This window comes from Serratia sp. DD3, from assembly GCF_000496755.2.
This window is the reverse complement of record NZ_AYKS02000067.1, coordinates 91,318-107,068: the sequence shown is the minus strand read 5'-3', so window position 1 is coordinate 107,068 and position 15,751 is coordinate 91,318. Positions and strand designations below refer to the sequence as shown.

Sequence of the window (15,751 nt, the reverse complement as noted above, 5' to 3'; positions counted from 1 at the left end):
CAGCGACTCTCCTTACTTGCGGCCTTTACGCTGCTGCTTTTTAGGTTGAGCAGCCGGTTCAGGTTGTTCAACTGCAGCCATACCACCCAGGATCTCACCTTTGAAGATCCATACCTTAACGCCGATTACACCATAAGTGGTGTGCGCTTCAGAGGTGTTGTAATCGATATCCGCACGCAGGGTATGCAACGGAACACGACCTTCACGGTACCATTCAGTACGCGCGATTTCAGCACCGCCAAGGCGGCCGCTTACTTCAACTTTGATACCTTTAGCGCCAAGACGCATGGCGTTTTGTACAGCACGCTTCATTGCACGACGGAACATAACACGACGTTCCAGCTGTGAAGTGATGCTGTCAGCAACCAATTTTGCGTCCAGTTCCGGTTTACGGACTTCGGCGATATTGATTTGCGCAGGAACGCCAGCGATATCCGCTACGACCTTACGCAGTTTTTCGACATCTTCACCTTTCTTGCCGATAACGATGCCTGGACGAGCAGTGTGAATAGTCACACGGATGCTCTTCGCAGGACGCTCGATAACGATGCGAGAAACGGAAGCTTTCGCCAATTCTTTAGTCAGGAATTGGCGAACTTTAAAGTCGCTGTCCAGGTTGTCAGCGAATTCTTTGGTATTCGCATACCAGGTAGAGTTCCAAGGTTTGACAATACCCAGGCGAATACCATTAGGATGTACTTTCTGACCCATTGCTAATCTCCAGAGTCTCAGCGATCGGACACAACCACAGTAATGTGGCTGGTGCGCTTCAGGATGCGATCTGCACGACCTTTTGCACGCGGCATAATACGCTTCATGCTTGGGCCTTCATCAACGAAGATTTTCGTGACTTTCAGATCATCAATGTCGGCGCCATCGTTGTGCTCTGCGTTAGCAATAGCAGACTCTAGCACTTTCTTAACCAATACAGCCGCTTTCTTGTTGGTGTAGGTCAGTGTATCCAGAGCTTGCGACACTTTCTTACCGCGAATCAGGTCTGCCACCAGGCGAACCTTCTGAGCAGAAGAACGAGCGTGGCGATGTTTAGCGATAGTTTCCATCTCTTCCTCCTACCTTAGCGCTTTTTGGCTTTTTTATCAGCCGCATGGCCGCGATAAGTACGAGTCGGCGCGAATTCACCCAGTTTGTGACCGACCATTTCATCGGAAACAAATACTGGTACGTGCTGACGACCATTATGGACAGCGATGGTCAAACCGATCATGTTAGGAAAGATCGTTGAACGACGGGACCAAGTGCGCAAAGGCTTCTTGTCACCGCTTTCCACCGCTTTCTCTACCTTCTTCAGCAAGTGCAGGTCAATAAAAGGACCTTTCTTGAGAGAACGTGGCATGGCTTATCCTCTAATTATTTTTTACTACGGCGACGTACGATGAACTTGTCAGTACGCTTGTTGCTACGGGTCTTCTTACCTTTGGTCTGAACGCCCCACGGTGTGACCGGGTGCTTACCAAAGTTACGACCTTCACCACCACCGTGTGGGTGATCGACTGGGTTCATCGCCGTACCGCGAACGGTAGGACGAATACCACGCCAACGAGCAGCACCTGCTTTACCCAGGACGCGCAGCATATGTTCAGCGTTACCGACTTCACCCAAGGTGGCGCGGCAATCAACTGGAACTTTACGCATTTCGCCTGAACGCAGACGCAGAGTCACGTAGGAACCATCACGTGCAACGATCTGAACATAGGCACCCGCGGAACGAGCCAGTTGGCCGCCTTTACCGGGTTTCATTTCTACGTTATGAACCGTTGAACCTACTGGGATGTTACGCATCGGCAGAGTGTTACCTGCTTTGATTGCCACATCAACGCCAGATTGAATCTGGTCACCAGCTTTCAGCCCTTTCGGTGCCAGGATGTAACGACGCTCACCATCTTGGTACAGAACCAGCGCGATATTCGCGGAACGGTTCGGATCGTACTCCAGACGCTCAACGACTGCAGGAATACCGTCTTTGTTGCGCTTAAAGTCAACTAAACGATAATGCTGCTTATGGCCACCACCGATATGACGCGTAGTGATGCGACCATTATTGTTACGACCACCGGTCTTGCTGCTTTTTTCTAACAGCGGGGCAAAAGGCTTACCTTTATGCAACTCAGGGTTAACCACTTTGACGACGTGGCGACGGCCCGGAGATGTAGGTTTACATTTAACAATTGCCATTGTTCTTACTCCTCCGACTTACTCTGCGCCGCCCATGAAGTCCAGATTCTGGCCTTCTTTCAGGGTGACGTAAGCTTTTTTCCAGTCGCTACGACGACCAACACGCTGACCGTGACGCTTCACTTTGCCTTTAACCAGCAAGGTGTTTACGTCTTCGACTTCGACTTCAAACAGTTTCTGCACTGCAGCTTTGATTTCTGCTTTGGTCGCGTCTTTGGCAACTTTGAGAACGATGGTGTTGTTTTTCTCCATCGCAGTGGATGCTTTTTCAGATACGTGCGGTGCACGCAGCACTTTCAGCAAACGTTCTTCACGGATCATGCCAGCATCTCCTCAACTTGCTTCACAGCATCAGCAGTCATAACCACTTTGTCGAAGGCGATCAGGCTAACTGGGTCGATACCTGCTACATCGCGCACGTCAACCTTATACAGGTTACGAGCAGCCAGGAACAGATTCTCATCCAGTTCACCGGTTACGATCAGCACATCTTCCAGCGCCATATCTTTCAGTTTCTGTGCCAGCAACTTGGTTTTAGGTGCTTCTACAGAGAACTTCTCGACAACGATCAGACGATCTTGACGTACCAATTCGGACAGGATGCTTCTCAGCGCGCCGCGGTACATCTTCTTGTTTACTTTCTGACTGTGGTCTTGTGGCTTTGCAGCGAAGGTCACACCACCGGAACGCCAGATCGGGCTCTTGACAGAACCTGAACGCGCACGGCCAGTACCTTTCTGGCGCCACGGTTTTTTACCGGAACCAGTCACTTCAGCACGGGTCTTCTGAGCACGAGTACCTTGACGGGCACCTGCTGCATAAGCAACAACAACCTGGTGTACCAGCGCTTCGTTGAAATCACGACCGAAGGTAGTTTCGGAAACAGTCAGCGCGCTTTGCGCGTCTTTCAATGCTAATTCCATTGCTATCCCCTTACGCCTTCACAGCTGGTTTAACGATCAGGTTGCCACCGGTTGCGCCCGGAACAGCACCTTTAACCAGCAGCAGGTTACGCTCAGCGTCAACACGTACTACGTCCAGGCTTTGAACAGTCACACGCTCATCACCCAGGTGGCCAGCCATTTTCTTGCCTTTGAACACTTTGCCCGGAGTCTGGTTCTGACCGATAGAACCCGGAACACGGTGAGACAAGGAGTTACCGTGGGTAGCGTCTTGGGTACGGAAGTTCCAGCGCTTTACAGTGCCAGCAAAACCTTTACCTTTTGAAGTCCCGGTAACATCGACTTTTTTGACATCAGCAAAAATTTCTACGCTGATATCTTGACCTGCAGCGAATTCTTCACCTTCTGCAAGGCGGAATTCCCACAGACCACGGCCAGCTTCAACGCCAGCTTTAGCGAAATGGCCCGCTTCCGGTTTGGTCACACGGTTAGCTTTTTTGCTACCAGTAGTGACTTGGATGGCACGGTAGCCGTCGCTCGCCAGGTCTTTAACCTGAGTCACGCGGTTCGCTTCAATTTCAATTACGGTTACTGGGATAGAAACGCCATCTTCAGTGAAGATGCGGGTCATGCCCAATTTTTTACCGACTAAACCAATCATTGTTTCAACCTCTCAATCGCTCAATGACCTGATTAACCCAGGCTGATCTGCACGTCTACACCGGCAGCCAGATCCAGACGCATCAGAGCATCAACGGTTTTCTCAGTTGGCTCAACGATGTCAACCAGACGCTTGTGAGTGCGAATCTCGTACTGATCACGCGCATCTTTATTAACGTGCGGAGAAATCAGAACGGTAAAGCGCTCTTTGCGAGTTGGCAGCGGGATCGGACCACGAACTTGCGCACCAGTGCGCTTAGCAGTCTCGACGATTTCCGCAGTTGATTGATCGATCAGACGATGATCAAACGCTTTCAGGCGGATACGGATTCTTTGGTTCTGCATGAGACCAGAGCTCCAATTATTTATAAACGTAAATAATTACTCCTCGCACCCATTTCGATTGATGGGAGAGTGTAATCGTCAACATATAACCCCCATATCGGGAGTATTGTTCGAGAGGCAAAACGAACTTGCCAGTCGACTGATTCGCTAAAATCAGGCCACCAAGATCAGGTAGGCCCGCGCATTATACGCAAAACAGGGTAAGAAGCAAGCCAAGGATGAAATATAACCACAGGAAAAACCATGGTGACTTATCGCTAGCATAATGAAAGGCGTTATATCCACGGCAATCAAACTGCAGGAGCGCAATAATCTGTTGTGTGGGTAATGACTCTATCTGCTGCTGCGGCCTAATTTATGCAATCAAGGCTAAGTCATGGTCTTTATTTATGGTTAAAAAAGCATAAAAAAAGGGCACCTGGATAAGTGCCCTATTTTACTACTTAAAAATTATCTGCAATTAAGCGATAACTTTAGCAACAACACCTGCACCAACGGTACGGCCACCTTCACGGATTGCAAAACGCAAACCGTCATCCATCGCGATTGGGTGGATCAGGGTGACTTTCATGTTCACGTTGTCACCTGGCATCACCATCTCTACGCCTTCTGGCAGTTCGATGGTACCGGTTACGTCAGTTGTACGGAAGTAGAACTGTGGACGGTAACCTTTGAAGAATGGGGTATGACGACCACCTTCTTCTTTGCTCAGGATATACACTTCTGAATCAAACTGAGTGTGCGGCTTGATTGAGCCTGGCTTGGCCAGAACCTGACCACGCTCGATATCTTCACGCTTGATACCACGCAGCAGAACACCCACGTTCTCACCAGCACGACCTTCGTCCAGCAGTTTGCGGAACATTTCAACACCGGTACAAGTTGATTTCACGGTATCCTTGATACCGACGATTTCAACTTCTTCACCCACCTTGATGATGCCGCGCTCTACACGACCGGTCACTACAGTACCACGGCCAGAAATAGAGAATACGTCTTCGATTGGCAGCAGGAATGGCTTGTCAATCGCACGCTCTGGTTCTGGAATGTAAGAATCCAGGTAGCCAGCCAGTTCGATGATCTTCGCTTCCCACTCTGCGTCGCCTTCCAGTGCTTTCAGCGCTGAACCACGAATCACTGGTAGGTCATCACCAGGGAAATCATAAGCAGACAGAAGTTCACGAACTTCCATTTCTACCAGTTCCAGCAGCTCTTCATCATCAACCATGTCACACTTGTTCATGAATACGATGATGAAAGGAACGCCAACCTGACGACCCAGCAGGATGTGCTCACGAGTCTGAGGCATTGGGCCATCAGTCGCTGCCACAACCAGAATAGCGCCGTCCATCTGAGCAGCACCGGTGATCATGTTTTTCACATAGTCGGCGTGCCCTGGGCAGTCAACGTGTGCGTAGTGGCGAGTCGGGGTATCATATTCAACGTGTGAAGTGTTGATGGTGATACCACGTGCTTTTTCTTCTGGTGCGTTATCGATCTGATCGAAAGCACGTGCATTACCGCCGTAGGTTTTAGCCAGAACGGTGGTGATTGCAGCTGTCAGAGTGGTTTTACCATGGTCAACGTGGCCGATAGTACCGACGTTAACGTGGGGTTTTGTACGTTCAAATTTTTCTTTAGACACGGCTATATTCCTTACTCTTGTGCTCCCCCCTCATGGAGGGAGCACTGATCAATGTGTTAAACCCGAATTACTTACCACGGGCTTCGATAACGGCCTGAGCGACGTTGTTCGGCGCATCATCGTACTTCAGGAACTCCATGGAGTAAGAAGCACGGCCTTTGGTCAGAGAACGCAGTTGAGTTGCGTATCCAAACATCTCGGACAACGGAACTTCAGCGTGAATCTGAACGCCAGTAGCGTTGGATTCCTGACCTTTCAGTTGACCACGACGACGGCTAAGGTCACCGATGACGTCACCAGTGTTCTCTTCCGGCGTTTCAACTTCAACCTTCATGATAGGCTCAAGCAAAACAGGTTTCGCTTTCTTAAAGCCATCTTTAAAGGCGATAGACGCGGCCAGTTTAAACGCCAATTCGGAGGAGTCAACATCGTGGAAAGAACCGAAATGCAGACGCACACCGAGATCAACTACCGGATAACCGGCCAGTGGACCAGCCTTAAGTTGCTCCTGAAGACCTTTATCAATGGCAGGGATGTATTCCGTTGGGATCACACCACCTTTAATGTCATTGACGAACTCGTAGCCTTTCGGATTTGAGCCCGGCTCCAGTGGGTACATGTCGATAACAACATGACCATACTGACCACGACCACCAGACTGCTTGGCGTGTTTACCTTCGATGTCAGTAACTTTCGCGCGAATCGCTTCACGGTAAGCAACCTGCGGTTTACCCACGTTCGCTTCAACGTTAAATTCACGACGCATACGGTCAACCAGGATATCCAGGTGAAGTTCACCCATACCTGCGATGATGGTCTGACCTGATTCTTCGTCAGTCCATACGCGGAATGATGGGTCTTCCTTCGCCAGACGGCCCAGAGCCAGACCCATTTTTTCCTGGTCAGCTTTGGTTTTTGGTTCTACCGCTACCGAGATTACCGGCTCAGGGAACTCCATACGCTCAAGAATGATCGGGCTTGCAGGATCACACAGCGTATCACCGGTAGTGACGTCTTTCAGACCGATTGCCGCAGCGATGTCGCCTGCACGAACTTCTTTAATCTCTTCACGCTTGTTAGCATGCATCTGAACGATACGGCCCAGACGCTCACGCGTTGACTTCACTGAGTTCAGAACCGTGTCACCGGAGTTAACAACACCAGAGTACACACGGAAGAACGTCAGGTTGCCCACGAATGGGTCGGTAGCGATTTTGAACGCCAGTGCAGAGAACGGCTCTGAGTCATCTGAATGACGCACAGCCGGGGTATCTTTACCGTCGTCCAGAATACCGTTGATAGCCTCAACGTCATCTGGTGCTGGCAGGTATTCGATAACCGCATCCAGCATTGCCTGTACGCCTTTGTTTTTAAAGGCTGAACCACAGGTTACCAGAATCACTTCGTTGTTCAGCACACGCTTACGCAGAGCTTTCTTGATCTCTTCCTCGGTCAGCGTTTCGCCGCCCAAGTATTTGTCCATCAGCTCATCTGACGCTTCTGCAGCAGACTCAACCAGATTCTGGTGCCATTCAGCAGCCAGTTCTTGCATGTCAGCTGGGATCTCTTCGTATTCGAAGGTCACGCCCTGATCTGCTTCGTTCCAGTTGATGGCTTTCATTTTCACCAGGTCAATAACACCGGTGAATTTCTCTTCTGCGCCGATAGCCAGTTGCAATGGAACTGGATTCGCGCCCAGACGAGATTTGAGCTGACCAACAACTTTCAGGAAGTTAGCACCCATACGGTCCATTTTATTAACGAACGCGATGCGTGGAACTTTGTATTTGTTAGCCTGACGCCATACGGTTTCAGACTGCGGCTGAACACCACCGACAGCACAATAAACCATTACAGCGCCATCAAGAACACGCATGGAACGTTCAACTTCGATGGTGAAGTCAACGTGCCCAGGGGTATCAATGATGTTGACACGATGCGGCTCAAACTGCTTGGCCATACCAGACCAGAAAGCAGTTGTTGCTGCAGAAGTAATGGTAATACCACGCTCCTGCTCCTGTTCCATCCAGTCCATGGTAGCTGCGCCATCATGAACTTCACCGATTTTATGGTTTACACCGGTGTAGAACAGAATACGTTCGGTAGTGGTGGTCTTACCGGCGTCGATGTGAGCACTGATACCGATATTACGGTAACGCTCAATGGGTGTTATACGAGCCATTTGATTCCTCTATTGCCTTGGGCGTTCAAGTTCAGTTAAGCCAAGCGGGTTGGCTAGCTAAAGCGCCCGCCTGGTTAGCATAACTACAGTGTGGTATTACCAACGGTAGTGGGCGAACGCCTTGTTGGCTTCTGCCATACGGTGAACATCTTCACGCTTCTTAACAGCAGAACCTTTGTTCTCTGCCGCGTCAGACAGTTCGTTCGCCAGGCGCAGAGCCATGGATTTATCACCACGTTTACGAGCAGCATCAACGATCCAACGCATTGCCAACGCATTACGACGAACCGGACGAACTTCAACTGGTACCTGATAAGTAGAACCACCAACGCGGCGAGACTTAACTTCTACAGTCGGGCGAACGTTGTCGAGAGCAACCTCGAAGGCTTCCAGATGATTTTTACCAGAACGCTGAGCCAGGGTCTCCAGCGCGGTATAAACGATTGTTTCTGCAGTAGATTTTTTACCATCTACCATCAGGATATTTACAAATTTAGCCAACAGCTCAGATCCGAACTTAGGATCTGGCAGAATTTTACGTTGGCCAATTACGCGACGACGTGGCATGGAAATACTCCGTTTAAAATTTCAGGATTGTCCAAAACTCTACGAGTTTATTTTGACATTAAAGTGAAAATGTTTGGCCTTACTTAACGGAGAACCATTAAGCCTTTGGCTTCTTCACGCCGTACTTGGAACGAGCTTGCTTACGGTCTTTAACACCGGAGCAGTCAAGTGCACCACGGACGGTGTGGTAACGCACACCTGGCAGGTCTTTAACACGACCGCCACGGATCAGGATCACGGAGTGCTCCTGCAGGTTATGACCTTCACCACCAATGTAGGAAGTCACTTCGAAACCATTAGTCAAACGCACACGGCATACTTTACGCAGTGCAGAGTTTGGTTTTTTCGGAGTGGTAGTATATACGCGGGTACATACACCACGTTTCTGCGGGCAGGCTTCCAGCGCTGGAACGTTGCTTTTAGCAGCCTTCACAGAGCGTGGTTTGCGAACCAGCTGGTTAATTGTTGCCATTCAAAAAGCTCCTGGGTTTTGCTTCGTTTTTGCTTCGTAAACATGTGATAAATCACCTCGTATGCACTACTGGCAAAGTACGAGGACGCAGAATTTTATGGCTGACCAGAAGAGGTGTCAAGAAATATACAACATCAAGACGATTACCATGCAATTTGGCTATGATGTTTTTCGGTCAATCGAACAAAATCAGTATAGCTGATGATGGCGATTTTGTGTGAAAAATAGCCATCAAGCCCCCTGGCCTCTAGGTCATCTTGTAATGCATACAACGATATGGGGGCATTAAGCAGTAAATCAAGACTGGCACTCCCGACAAGACCAGCCAATACACCATCTTGCAACAGCAACAGCTCATCACCAGATGCCATCAGTCTTAACATGGCTGGCAAATCACAATGCGTTGGCGAACGACTGAGGGTATACAACATTAAACTATCCTAAAAAGTCATCACGACATCATAGCTAGCCAACTTTTGGCGTAAAGCTTCCTCTGGCAGGATCGCTGCCGGTAAAACCCAATCCACGACCTGTTGCAAACCACGCTCCTGTAAAGCGCTTGCACACAGATAACATTTCTCCACCTCATACAACGGCAACACACCGAAGGTTGCAATATAGTTACGCGCCAGGATCTTCTCAGGCTGCTGACCAGGGAGCAATTGCAGCACGCCATCGCCAATAAAAAACACACCAATGTCTCCACCCAAGGCCGCCGTGGCGAGCAACGCATCCAACCCTTCCCTTCCTGTCGCATTGCCATGTGGCCCTTGGGTAAAAACAAACGCAACTCGTTTCATCTTGCTCACTTAAAACTGTACCAAACGATCACAACTCAGTGCCGCCTCTGCCAACGCCCCCAACCCGCTGAGGGTAAACCCCGGTTGCAGATTTGCCGCCAACAATCCAAGCTGTGCGGCGTCTTGTTGAGAAGTAACACCACGGCGTAAAGCAGCGGCCACACAGACACTCAGCTCAATGCCATGCTGTTGCGCCAACGTCACCCAGGCACGAACCAAATCGAACTCATCATTCGCGGGTGAAGTCAGATGATTGGCGTTCGACACCCCTTCACGATAAAAGAAAATGCAGGTAATGCCATGACCTGCTGCCAACAAGGCGTTGGCGAACTGCCAAGCACTACTGGCTTGCTGAGTACCATAAGCCGGACCAGTAACCAATAAACAATAGCTCAGCATCAGCGGTCATCCCCCAACAAGTCGCCACTTTTAAATTGGCGAATATACAGGTACACCGTGTGCTTAGAGATATTCAGGCGGTCAGCGACCTGATTGATGGCATCCTTGATATCAAAGATGCCTTTTTCATAAAGGTTAAGCACTATCTGACGATTTTTGGCATTGTTGGTGACACCACGATCGGCATTGACCTCTTCGATGGTGAACTCCAAGGTCTGTGCCACCAGATCATCCACCGAGGAAGCAAAGTTAACCGAGGAAGCCACTTCCTGTGTTTCTGGCGGCATAAAAGTTTGTATTATCTGCGAGAACGGGACATCGAGGTTCATGTTGATACACAACAGACCGATAGCACGTTGCTGACGGTTACGGATGGCAATCGTCACCGACTTCATCAGTACACCGCTTTTGGCCCGAGTGAAATAAGCCTTGGATACGCTGCTATCATCGCCAGCCATATCGTGCAACATACGCAAAGCCAAATCAGTAATAGGCGAGCCGATTTTACGCCCAGTGTGCTCGCCATTAGCAATGCGCACCGCGGAACATTTCAGATCTTCCAGCGAGTGGAGCACAATTTCACAGTGCCCACCAATCAGCATAGCCAAACCATCCACTACGGCTTCATACGATTGCAAAATTTCATGATCCGTTTGACTAAACGGGCGCTCATTCAGCAAATCAGGTTCGCTGGCTTCGCTGGATAAAAGCGAATTAGACATTGAAGATACCACCCTCATAAATCGCCTGTGCCTGGGGTACAGATAAAACTGTTCGTGCTGTTGCGCCTGGAAAATATGTCCGTCTTCCGTGGACCCTGATAACCAGGAGCAACTTAATACCCAATTGATTTCAAACAACAGATGTGTCGGCTTGATGACTTGAGCCCGCTACCGGCCTTGTACCAACCAACAACTATTTGCAAACAATGAGGTATTGATACACGCCCTCAAAGGCAGTGCATAATTAACAAGTACAGACCATTAATCTGACAAAACGGCCAGACCAGAACCGCGACATCTGTGCGAGGTATTGACGTTAAGCCCGAGACCCGGCAAACGTCAAGTTATCAGTAAGGTGATAAATAAAACTTGCTGGAAATTTGGCATTATTGACGAGAAGCAAAACGACAACCGCCGCGAACATAATCCGCGGCGGTTAAGCAATCAACTGATTTATTGAGCTTTGGTATCCGTTGGTGCTGCATCGTTGGCTTTGCTATCAGCCGCAGCATCAGCATCAGCCGCTTTTTCTGCTTTCGCCTCAGCCTTGGCAGCCGGTTTCACATCCATCAGTTCGACATCAAAGACCAGTGTCGCGTTTGGAGGAATGGTTCCTGGGATCCCCGCTTTGCCATAAGCCAATGCTGGTGGAATCACCAACTTGATTTTACCGCCTTTTTTGACGTGCTTCAGCCCTTCAGTCCAGCCAGGGATCACGCTATCCAGACGGAGTGTGACTGGCTCACCACGATCGTAAGAACTATCAAATACCCGGCCATCATACAAGGCCCCTTTATAGTTCACGACTACCGTATCACTGTCTTTCAGTGCGTCGCCCGTTCCCTCTTTTTCTACTTTGTAAAGTAAACCAGACTCAGTTTTCTTCACGCCTTTTTCTTTGGCAAAAGCTTCAGCAAATTTAGCGCCGTCTTGCTCGATCTTAGCCTGCACTCGGACTTCAAAATCTTGCAGAGATTTACCGATATCGGCGTCACTTAATTTGCTCTGGTTGGCCAATGCATCCTGAACACCCGCGATCAACTGTACTTTATCCAGCTTGATACCGAGCTTTTCTTGTTCATTCAGTGAATTTTCCATATAGCGGCCCAACGATGCACCCAGTGCATAAGCTGCCTGCTCATCATCACTCTTAAACTTGGCAGCACTGGGTGCCGCTGCTGCTTCTGCAGGCTTAGCCGCTTCTGCCGGCTTGGCCGCGGTGTTAGTATCATCAGCCGCCATAACCTGAGTCGCACCCAGAGCAAAAGCCATCGTAGTGGCCAGAAGTGTGACTTTAAACAAAGATTTCATCCAGTTCTCCAGAGTCTGAAGCAAAGCCTCAAACGATCATTCATTAAGTAAAATTAATTAACCAAGCTACTATCGCTGCCAGAAACCAATAGCTGCCAGAAACAAACCCAAACAGTCACACAGCTCATCAATTGAGTCAAGATGTGACTTGGGATTCAAATAGAAGTTTTACCGCCCTTTACTTTTAGCCCCAAAGTGACACCAGTGGCAGAAAGAAGGCCCATACTACTCCCCCAGTCAACTGAGATATACCCAAGCTTTAAGTTAACACCTATCGCTCCAGCAACTTGAATGCCCAGCGAAATAGAAAGAGCCTAGTACAAAGTCAGCGGCTACTGTTAACATAACGCCAGCCCCAGATTTAATCGTGCAAGAGGTAATCGTATGCTCGAGGTAGACAACAAGAACTTGCTACAACGACTGGAAGAGTTGGAAAGCCGACTGGCCTTTCAGGAAGTGACCATCGAAGAGTTGAATCAAACGATCGTCCAACATCAGTTCGAGATGCTGAAAATTCAGGAACATCTCCGCCTGCTGACCGATAAACTACGCGCCACCCAACCCTCAATGATTGCATCACAGTCAGAAGAGACGCCTCCACCACATTACTAAAAGCAAAAAGGCCGCAAAAGCGACCTTTTTATCGTAATAGTATCAACGTTAGTGGCAGCCGCAACCACCGTTACCGTTACACCCTTCTTTCTTGCCATGGTCATGATCGTCGCCTCCGCAGCAACCCTCATCATGACCGCCACAGCAACCATCACCGTGATGATGATCGTGCGCGCCGTGGACATGACCATGGGCCAGCTCTTCTTCCGTCGCCTCACGGATAGCAACCACTTCAACATTGAAGTTGAGATTCTGACCAGCCAGCATGTGGTTACCATCAACCACGACATGGTCACCATCCACTTCCGTGATCTCAACCGGAACCGGACCCTGATCGGTATCCGCCAGGAAGCGCATACCTACCTGCAATTCATCAACGCCCATAAAGACATCTTTAGGCACGCGTTGCACCAGGTTTTCGTCGTAGTTGCCATAAGCTTCATTAGCACCCACATGTACGTCAAAACGATCACCGATATCGTGACCTTCGAGCGCGTTTTCCAGACCTGAGATCAAGGAACCATGGCCGTGCAGATAGTCCAACGGTGCACTCACCGGAGACTCATCAACCAAAACACCGTCTTCTGTACGTACTTGGTAAGCCAAGCTGACCACCAAGTCTTTTGCTACTTTCATGATATCTCCTACCGTTGGATACCCTTCTAACTCTAGGTTGCTGCGGTATTGGCGGCGTTTGCTCACCTGAATCACTTACGCAGTAAGCTTATCAGTGGCTCTCAATGCCCCCTGCTAGCAACCCAAAGTACTTTGGGCAGACACTAAATCGGTGAAGATTGTAACGGAAATCTGCACCGCTGTACCCTTCAGCATGAAAAATCACACTGAATTAGACTAATCTGGATGAAAAATAGCGATCACCTGCTCTTGCGGGCGTAACGGTTTTTCTTCCATTTGGCTGGTCTGGCGCTGGTGGTGACCACATTTAGCACACTCTACGACCTCGACCTGATCTTCTCGCCAGATTGCCAACGTATCCATCGCATTACAACTCGGGCAAATTGCCCCAGCAATAAATCGTTTCCGTGTTGTCGACATATTTATGGTTACCCGTATGTTGGGAGTTATTGGGTTCGCTATCTGAGTTCAACATAATCGACAAAATATAATCGCCTAGTCGTCTTCATCCCAGTCATCAAACTGCCGCTTTTCTTTTTGCATTTCACGATGAAACAGCTCATCAAGTTCCCGCCGAGCCTCTTTAACACGAGAGAGCTGCGAAACATCCCCCTGATGAAGTGGCATTAACTCACGTAACATCCGCATGTCCAGCCGACGAAAATGCTGTTGCGCACGATAGGCCTGATGAGGGTGCATTCCCAACTCTACCAATGTCTTGCGCCCTAACTCCAAGGCACTGGAAAAGGTTTCCCGACTGAACAGTGTCACCCCTGCTTGCAATAGCTCATGGGCTTCCACACGCCCCCTGGCGCGCGCCAAAATGGTAAGATTCGGGAAGTGCCGCTGGCATAGATGGACGATAGCTACGGTATCTTCAGGTTCATTACAGGTAATAACGATGGATTGGGCTTTCTCAGCACCCGCTGACCGCAGTAATTCGAGTTCGGTGGCATCACCATAATAGACTTGATAGCCATAACGACGCAGCGCAGCAACCGCGCTGACATCACGTTCAAGTACCGTGATACGCATCTTGTTGGCCATCAGCAAACGGCCCACCACCTGACCGAAACGCCCAAAACCGACGACAATCACCTGCGGATCGTTATCTTCCACATAAGGTGCCTCTTCATCTTCTTCTTTAGCGTTGTAACGGCGAGCCAAGATGCGATCAATAACCTGCATCAATAATGGTGTCGTCATCATCGAAAGCGTCACCACCACCAGCAGTAATGCCAACTGTGCGGTATTTAACACATGTTGCGTCGCCGCCGCTGAAAACAACACAAAAGCAAACTCACCGCCCTGACTTAGCACGCCTGCAAACTGAAGGCGTACTGAACTCCGTAGAGCGACAATGCGTGCCAGCAAATACAATACGCCTGACTTGACTACTACCAGAAGCAGCACACCAAGCAGTATCTCGGTCAGATGGGTATACAACACCCCCATATTCAGTACCATGCCTACCGAGATAAAAAACAACCCAAGCAATAACCCCTTGAAAGGCTCAATAGCGATTTCCAGCTCATGGCGATATTCGCTCTCCGCCAACAGTACCCCAGCGATAAAGGTTCCCAGCGCCATTGATAGCCCCAGAACATCCATAAATAGCGCCGCCCCTAACACCACCAGCAAGGCAGCGGCAGTAAAAATCTCACGCACACCGGACGCAGCGATATAGCGAAATAGTGGGCGCAACAGGAATCGACCACCGATCAACATGCCGCCAAACGCGGCCACTTTAATGGCTATCTCTGCCCAATCATCACTACTTCCCCCGCGACCAGCCAAAATCGGGATCAAGGACAATGCAGGTATGACGGCCATATCTTGGAACAACAGCACCGAAAATCCTAGCTGCCCGCCTTCATTACGGTTCATGCCTTTCTCGCGCATCAACTGTAGTGCCATCGCCGTGGAGGACATCGCTAAACCAATTCCGCCAATCACCGCCGCCTGCCAGGCAAAATGGCTCAAATACAGTAATGCTGCCAACACGGCAGCCGTGAGCAACAATTGCCCAGCCCCCACACCAAAAATCGAACGGCGTAATTGCCACAATTTGTTGGGGTTGAGTTCCAATCCAATAATAAACATCAGAAACACCACACCCAACTCTGAGAAGTGCAGGATCTCATCCACATCCTTGATAAACCCCAACCCCCAAGGGCCGATGGCAATACCGGCAATCAAATAGCCCAAGACGGCACCAATACCCAAGCGACGGGCGATTGGCACCGTCACGACAGCCGCAAACAGAAACAACATTATCGCGGTCAGTTGCGTTGAACCTTCCATC

Annotated in this window: 21 protein-coding genes; 1 reads left to right on the top strand and 20 read right to left on the bottom strand. The window is 49.6% G+C overall.

The genetic code is table 11. From position 1 onward, the window contains the following. Window positions 1-12 precede the first annotated feature (12 nt). The 17 genes from rpsC to fkpA all read right to left on the bottom strand — a co-directional run bounded on the left by rpsC (window position 13) and on the right by fkpA (window position 12,198). A complete protein-coding gene (rpsC, locus tag IO95_RS12115; RefSeq protein WP_004956187.1) occupies window positions 13-711 on the bottom strand; it encodes a 30S ribosomal protein S3 in 699 nt (232 codons plus the stop codon). A gap of 17 nt (window positions 712-728) precedes the next feature. Beyond that, complete coding sequence (gene rplV, locus IO95_RS12110; RefSeq protein WP_023489870.1) at window positions 729-1,061, bottom strand: 50S ribosomal protein L22; 333 nt, start codon at window positions 1,059-1,061, stop codon at window positions 729-731. A 14-nt stretch (window positions 1,062-1,075) separates the two neighbouring features. Next, complete coding sequence (gene rpsS, locus IO95_RS12105; RefSeq protein WP_004929772.1) at window positions 1,076-1,354, bottom strand: 30S ribosomal protein S19; 279 nt, start codon at window positions 1,352-1,354, stop codon at window positions 1,076-1,078. 14 nt (window positions 1,355-1,368) lie between these two features. Beyond that, on the bottom strand, window positions 1,369-2,193 hold the full coding sequence (gene rplB / locus IO95_RS12100) for a 50S ribosomal protein L2 (RefSeq protein WP_023489869.1): 825 nt from the start codon (window positions 2,191-2,193) through the stop codon (window positions 1,369-1,371). Between the two features lie 18 nt (window positions 2,194-2,211). Beyond that, on the bottom strand, window positions 2,212-2,514 hold the full coding sequence (gene rplW / locus IO95_RS12095; RefSeq protein WP_023489868.1) for a 50S ribosomal protein L23: 303 nt from the start codon (window positions 2,512-2,514) through the stop codon (window positions 2,212-2,214). Next, window positions 2,511-3,116 (bottom strand): 50S ribosomal protein L4, encoded by a 606-nt coding sequence (gene rplD / locus IO95_RS12090; protein WP_023489867.1) that lies wholly within the window; start codon window positions 3,114-3,116, stop codon window positions 2,511-2,513. The genes rplW and rplD overlap by 4 nt, the downstream gene beginning before the upstream one ends. Before the next feature lie 10 nt (window positions 3,117-3,126). Further along, window positions 3,127-3,756, bottom strand: a complete 630-nt coding sequence (gene rplC / locus IO95_RS12085; RefSeq protein ID WP_023489866.1) for a 50S ribosomal protein L3 — start codon at window positions 3,754-3,756, stop codon at window positions 3,127-3,129. Between the two features lie 32 nt (window positions 3,757-3,788). Next, window positions 3,789-4,100 (bottom strand): 30S ribosomal protein S10, encoded by a 312-nt coding sequence (gene rpsJ, locus IO95_RS12080; RefSeq protein WP_001181005.1) that lies wholly within the window; start codon window positions 4,098-4,100, stop codon window positions 3,789-3,791. Window positions 4,101-4,560: 460 nt separating this feature from the next. Continuing rightward, window positions 4,561-5,745 (bottom strand): elongation factor Tu, encoded by a 1,185-nt coding sequence (gene tuf / locus IO95_RS12075; RefSeq protein ID WP_037385509.1) that lies wholly within the window; start codon window positions 5,743-5,745, stop codon window positions 4,561-4,563. Window positions 5,746-5,812: 67 nt separating this feature from the next. Continuing rightward, a complete protein-coding gene (fusA, locus tag IO95_RS12070; protein ID WP_023490242.1) occupies window positions 5,813-7,927 on the bottom strand; it encodes an elongation factor G in 2,115 nt (704 codons plus the stop codon). 96 nt (window positions 7,928-8,023) lie between these two features. Continuing rightward, the gene (rpsG, locus tag IO95_RS12065) at window positions 8,024-8,494 is read right to left on the bottom strand and encodes a 30S ribosomal protein S7 (RefSeq protein ID WP_023490241.1); all 471 of its coding nucleotides are present in this window, start codon (window positions 8,492-8,494) and stop codon (window positions 8,024-8,026) included. A 97-nt stretch (window positions 8,495-8,591) separates the two neighbouring features. After that, window positions 8,592-8,966 carry a 30S ribosomal protein S12 gene (gene rpsL, locus IO95_RS12060; RefSeq protein WP_004930426.1) on the bottom strand — a complete coding sequence of 125 codons (375 nt, stop codon included), beginning with the start codon at window positions 8,964-8,966 and terminating at the stop codon, window positions 8,592-8,594. A gap of 143 nt (window positions 8,967-9,109) precedes the next feature. Beyond that, complete coding sequence (gene tusB, locus IO95_RS12055) at window positions 9,110-9,397, bottom strand: sulfurtransferase complex subunit TusB (RefSeq protein ID WP_023491354.1); 288 nt, start codon at window positions 9,395-9,397, stop codon at window positions 9,110-9,112. A gap of 9 nt (window positions 9,398-9,406) precedes the next feature. Beyond that, window positions 9,407-9,766 carry a sulfurtransferase complex subunit TusC gene (gene tusC / locus IO95_RS12050; protein ID WP_023491353.1) on the bottom strand — a complete coding sequence of 120 codons (360 nt, stop codon included), beginning with the start codon at window positions 9,764-9,766 and terminating at the stop codon, window positions 9,407-9,409. 9 nt (window positions 9,767-9,775) lie between these two features. Continuing rightward, on the bottom strand, window positions 9,776-10,165 hold the full coding sequence (gene tusD / locus IO95_RS12045; protein WP_023491352.1) for a sulfurtransferase complex subunit TusD: 390 nt from the start codon (window positions 10,163-10,165) through the stop codon (window positions 9,776-9,778). Next, complete coding sequence (locus IO95_RS12040; RefSeq protein WP_023491351.1) at window positions 10,165-10,887, bottom strand: transcriptional regulator; 723 nt, start codon at window positions 10,885-10,887, stop codon at window positions 10,165-10,167. Before IO95_RS12040 ends, tusD begins: the two co-directional genes overlap by 1 nt. Window positions 10,888-11,340: 453 nt before the next feature. Beyond that, the gene (gene fkpA / locus IO95_RS12035) at window positions 11,341-12,198 is read right to left on the bottom strand and encodes an FKBP-type peptidyl-prolyl cis-trans isomerase (RefSeq protein ID WP_023491349.1); all 858 of its coding nucleotides are present in this window, start codon (window positions 12,196-12,198) and stop codon (window positions 11,341-11,343) included. Window positions 12,199-12,582: 384 nt separating this feature from the next. Between fkpA and IO95_RS12030 the strand changes: the two genes are divergently transcribed. After that, window positions 12,583-12,810, top strand: coding sequence for a protein SlyX (locus IO95_RS12030; RefSeq protein ID WP_023491347.1), 228 nt, complete (start codon window positions 12,583-12,585; stop codon window positions 12,808-12,810). Between the two features lie 48 nt (window positions 12,811-12,858). Here IO95_RS12030 and slyD read toward each other — a convergent pair whose 3' ends face one another. The 3 genes from slyD to kefB form a co-directional block, all read right to left on the bottom strand. Then, window positions 12,859-13,446: a peptidylprolyl isomerase gene (gene slyD / locus IO95_RS12025; RefSeq protein ID WP_023491345.1), complete on the bottom strand. Its 588-nt coding sequence runs from the start codon at window positions 13,444-13,446 to the stop codon at window positions 12,859-12,861. A 216-nt stretch (window positions 13,447-13,662) separates the two neighbouring features. Further along, window positions 13,663-13,866: a YheV family putative zinc ribbon protein gene (locus IO95_RS12020; RefSeq protein WP_037385504.1), complete on the bottom strand. Its 204-nt coding sequence runs from the start codon at window positions 13,864-13,866 to the stop codon at window positions 13,663-13,665. A gap of 75 nt (window positions 13,867-13,941) precedes the next feature. Next, window positions 13,942-15,750, bottom strand: coding sequence for a glutathione-regulated potassium-efflux system protein KefB (gene kefB / locus IO95_RS12015; protein WP_023492747.1), 1,809 nt, complete (start codon window positions 15,748-15,750; stop codon window positions 13,942-13,944). Window position 15,751: the final 1 nt, after the last annotated feature.

Coding starts and splice junctions, on each gene's coding strand:
- fusA (WP_023490242.1), bottom strand. CDS start 7,927: ATGGCTCGTATAACACCCATTGAGCGTTACCGTAATATCGGTATCAGT.
- tusD (WP_023491352.1), bottom strand. CDS start 10,165: ATGCTGAGCTATTGTTTATTGGTTACTGGTCCGGCTTATGGTACTCAG.
- rplW (WP_023489868.1), bottom strand. CDS start 2,514: ATGATCCGTGAAGAACGTTTGCTGAAAGTGCTGCGTGCACCGCACGTA.
- kefB (WP_023492747.1), bottom strand. CDS start 15,750: ATGGAAGGTTCAACGCAACTGACCGCGATAATGTTGTTTCTGTTTGCG.
- rpsC (WP_004956187.1), bottom strand. CDS start 711: ATGGGTCAGAAAGTACATCCTAATGGTATTCGCCTGGGTATTGTCAAA.
- tusB (WP_023491354.1), bottom strand. CDS start 9,397: ATGTTGTATACCCTCAGTCGTTCGCCAACGCATTGTGATTTGCCAGCC.
- rpsG (WP_023490241.1), bottom strand. CDS start 8,494: ATGCCACGTCGTCGCGTAATTGGCCAACGTAAAATTCTGCCAGATCCT.
- rpsS (WP_004929772.1), bottom strand. CDS start 1,354: ATGCCACGTTCTCTCAAGAAAGGTCCTTTTATTGACCTGCACTTGCTG.
- rplB (WP_023489869.1), bottom strand. CDS start 2,193: ATGGCAATTGTTAAATGTAAACCTACATCTCCGGGCCGTCGCCACGTC.
- rplD (WP_023489867.1), bottom strand. CDS start 3,116: ATGGAATTAGCATTGAAAGACGCGCAAAGCGCGCTGACTGTTTCCGAA.
- fkpA (WP_023491349.1), bottom strand. CDS start 12,198: ATGAAATCTTTGTTTAAAGTCACACTTCTGGCCACTACGATGGCTTTT.
- IO95_RS12040 (WP_023491351.1), bottom strand. CDS start 10,887: ATGTCTAATTCGCTTTTATCCAGCGAAGCCAGCGAACCTGATTTGCTG.
- rpsL (WP_004930426.1), bottom strand. CDS start 8,966: ATGGCAACAATTAACCAGCTGGTTCGCAAACCACGCTCTGTGAAGGCT.
- slyD (WP_023491345.1), bottom strand. CDS start 13,446: ATGAAAGTAGCAAAAGACTTGGTGGTCAGCTTGGCTTACCAAGTACGT.
- IO95_RS12020 (WP_037385504.1), bottom strand. CDS start 13,866: ATGTCGACAACACGGAAACGATTTATTGCTGGGGCAATTTGCCCGAGT.
- rpsJ (WP_001181005.1), bottom strand. CDS start 4,100: ATGCAGAACCAAAGAATCCGTATCCGCCTGAAAGCGTTTGATCATCGT.
- rplV (WP_023489870.1), bottom strand. CDS start 1,061: ATGGAAACTATCGCTAAACATCGCCACGCTCGTTCTTCTGCTCAGAAG.
- tusC (WP_023491353.1), bottom strand. CDS start 9,766: ATGAAACGAGTTGCGTTTGTTTTTACCCAAGGGCCACATGGCAATGCG.
- IO95_RS12030 (WP_023491347.1), top strand. CDS start 12,583: ATGCTCGAGGTAGACAACAAGAACTTGCTACAACGACTGGAAGAGTTG.
- rplC (WP_023489866.1), bottom strand. CDS start 3,756: ATGATTGGTTTAGTCGGTAAAAAATTGGGCATGACCCGCATCTTCACT.